Annotated in this window: 4 protein-coding genes; all 4 read left to right on the top strand. The window is 46.5% G+C overall.

Annotated elements, in window-relative coordinates:
• Nucleotides 1-547 (top strand): anaerobic ribonucleoside-triphosphate reductase activating protein (locus JRI95_16785; GenBank protein MBW2063201.1); only part of this gene is annotated, 547 nt, incomplete at its 5' end.
• Between the two features lie 283 nt (nt 548-830).
• The gene (locus tag JRI95_16780; GenBank protein ID MBW2063200.1) at nt 831-2,546 is read left to right on the top strand and encodes a hypothetical protein; all 1,716 of its coding nucleotides are present in this window, start codon (nt 831-833) and stop codon (nt 2,544-2,546) included.
• A gap of 2 nt (nt 2,547-2,548) precedes the next feature.
• On the top strand, nt 2,549-3,157 hold the full coding sequence (locus JRI95_16775; GenBank protein MBW2063199.1) for a MotA/TolQ/ExbB proton channel family protein: 609 nt from the start codon (nt 2,549-2,551) through the stop codon (nt 3,155-3,157).
• Nucleotides 3,158-3,173: 16 nt separating this feature from the next.
• On the top strand, nt 3,174-3,293 hold a 120-nt coding region (locus JRI95_16770; GenBank protein ID MBW2063198.1), incomplete at its 3' end, for a biopolymer transporter ExbD.

Here is a 3,293-nt window from a genome sequence, read left to right as displayed (position 1 = left end):
TAACAATATTATACTCAACTTCCTGAAACAACGTCAGGGCCTTTTGGATGGCGTGGTGATCTCTGGCGGGGAGCCGACCTTACAACCAGGCCTTTTTGCCTTTTGCCAGAAACTCAAGGAGCTAGGTTACGCTGTGAAGCTCGATACCAATGGAACCAGGCCAGAGGTGATTGAAAAACTACTTAAAGCAAAACTGGTTGATTATGTGGCAATGGACATCAAGGCGGATCTGTCAGGTTACCAAGTGTTTACAGGAAGGGAATTTGCTTCCCGTACTATTTCCAAGAGCATCAAAATAATTATGGAACAGGCACCTGCCTATGAATTCCGAACAACCTGTGTTAAACCTTTTATAGACAAGGCTAAGATATACAATATCGCCTGGATGATTAAAGGGGCAATGATGTATGCACTGCAGCGTTTTCACCAGACAAAGGTGTTGTCCCCTGAATTCTTTAAAAACAACGATAACACGTATACGGATTGCGAGCTCCAAGATCTGAAATCCATGGTGGAACCGTTTGTTCAGAACTGTATCATCCGTTGAGGACAGCCCCGATTTTCTTCTGCTTGTTATCTTATCTATTGACAACCTGGCCCTATTTATTTTAATCAAAAATAGCAATTGCGTCATGAAGGCGCGGGATAGAGTCTTTACAATTTAAGTCCCTAAAATAGCTTAACAAAAGCCACGAAGGTGAACGGGAACGAAGCCCGCAGGCCATTCGTGGCTTTTTTATTGGGAGTTGGTTTCTTTGTTTCTCTGTAACGAAAAGAACAGATTACTTTTGGGGTTTCTCGTCGCTATTCTGGCTCTGATGATGCCTGAGTTGACCCTGGCAAAAACAAGGCTCATCAAAAGTGACACCGACAAGGACGGCAGTATTGACCAGATTGCGCATTTAAACGAGAAGGGGAATCTTGTCAAACTGGAGATAGACAGCAACAGGGATGGTCGAATGGATCGCTTTCAATTCTATGCCGGGGGCCAGGTGGTAAGAGTGGAGAGCGACTCGGATCACGACGGAAAGATCGACAAACGGGACTATTTTGAAGAGGGCAAAAGGGTCAAACATGAAAGCCTATCGGCAAAAACCGGCCGGATCAACCAGGTGATCCTTTTTGATGGACAAGGACATCCTGTCAAGATCCAGAAGGACAGCACAGGGAACGGGAGCTTTGACACCGTATATTCGTTTGAAAAAGGGAAGCCCATATTGTCCACAAAAGATACAGACGAAGATGGAATACCCAATATCTGGCAAAAGTACGATGATGGAAAGCCCATTGAAAAAGACGTAGATAGAGACGGAGATGGGTATATAGAAAGGATCACACAGTATGATGAAAAAGGTCTTCCCACGGAAACTTGCGACGATCTGGATGGGGATGGAAAAATGGACCTTTTTTGCACATATAAAAACGGCGAGATAGAAACTCAAAAAAGGGATCAAGACCATGATGGATGGCCTGACCTGGTTACCAGGTTTGAGAAAGGGGAGCCTGTTGAACAGAAAAAGGACACAAATGGTGACAGGCGCTTTGATGTAATAACCCGGTTCAAGAGAGGAAAACCGATCTACCAGGAAAAGGACAGTAATTTTGACGGAAGAATGGATGTCTTCTCCCATTTTGATTCTGAGGGCATGGCTGAAAAGATCGAGGAAGATACCAGGCACACTGGCAGGATTGACAGAATTACCACTTACTGCAAAGGCATTCCGGTCAAGGTGCAGTACGACTCCACGGCCGACGGGTACATGGAAACCATATCATTTTTCAGCAAGGGAAAAATGTACCTGCAGACACGAGATGAGAACCATGATGGTAATCCAGATACAAAGATCTTTTTTGACAAAAAGGAAGAAAGACAAAGGGTGGAAGGTGATACAAATCTGGACGGCAAAATGGATACCTGGCAGTTCTACCGGGACGGTCACATTGTCAAGCTGGAAAGGGATGAATCCGGAAACGGAAGGGTTGATCTCAAGGTATTTTACAAAAAAGGGGAGAAAATAAAACTCCTCAGGGACGAGGATAATGACGGTCGGTTTGAGATCACCCAGTGGTTTAATCGGCCTGGGTGGTCTGTTGTTATGGAGCTTGATCAGGACATGGACGGTGTGGTGGAAGCACGGTATTTTTATAGAGATAATGTGTTGAGGCTAAAGGAGATTGATGAAGACCACGACGGGAAGGTGGACTTAAGAGAGCATTATGATAAGGGTGGCAGGCTCGTAAGGAGTGAAGAGGATGAGGGACACACAGGCCGCCTGAATATTACCTGGTTTTATGATGAAAAGGAAGAAGCTATACGAGCTGAAAAGGACAACAACGACGATGGAAGGATCGATATATGGTTCTATTATGACCATGGCCGGCTCATAAGGGTCGAAGAGGACACAAACAAAGACGGAAAGCCAGATTTATGGGAAGAGTATGACCAATCCGAAGTCTTGGTCAAACGGGCGAAGGATCTTGATTTTGATGGAAAACCGGATGTTCTGGAGGAATTGGGAGACCAAGCCAGTACCTATGGGGGGTAGTTATGATTGAATTCCTTTCAAAAGGCGGGGTTCTTGTGGGCCCTATCCTTTTTTGTTCTGTATTGGCATTAGGCATTTTTCTTGAGCGCCTGATCCGTTTTTCCCGGCTCCGAATCAGAGGTGATGGGCTGGTGGAGAAGGTAACGAGACATATAAAGAACGGTGAAGATCACCAGGCCTATGAACTTGCAAGTTCGACCGACACACCAATGGGACGTGTGCTCGCTCAGGGCATTGAGGTCAAAGGCCAGGACCGTGAGACCCTGGAAACCGTCATTGTTCATGCCACGGATGAGGAGGTAAGAGAGTTGTCTCGGTACCTTCAGGCCCTTGCTACTATAGGAAATATTGCCCCCCTGCTGGGGCTTTTAGGGACAGTTCTAGGCATGATAAAGGCCTTCATGGTGATCCAGCAAATGGGGGGGAAGGTCAATGCGGCTGTGCTTGCAGGGGGAATCTGGGAGGCCATGCTAACCACCGCCCTGGGCCTGGCTGTGGCCCTTCCCACCATGGTGGCCCACAGCTATCTTTCTTCCCGGGTGGATAAATACGAGGCCCAGCTCCAGGATGGTGCTGTGATGTTTTTGAAGTCCGTGGCAAAAGGGCGTTAAAAGGAGGGAGCTCTTTATGCTCGTTCACTATAAGAAAAGGCCTCGCTACAAGGTACAGCTTCCCCTGACTTCCTTGATCGATATAGTGTTCCTGCTCCTCATCTATTTCCTGCTTACCACTAACTTTATGGTAAAT

The organism is Deltaproteobacteria bacterium, assembly GCA_019308995.1.
Classification (GTDB): domain Bacteria; phylum Desulfobacterota; class Desulfarculia; order Adiutricales; family JAFDHD01; genus JAFDHD01.
The sequence above is the reverse complement of the archived record's forward strand: the minus strand, read 5'-3'. Positions and strand labels throughout refer to the sequence as shown.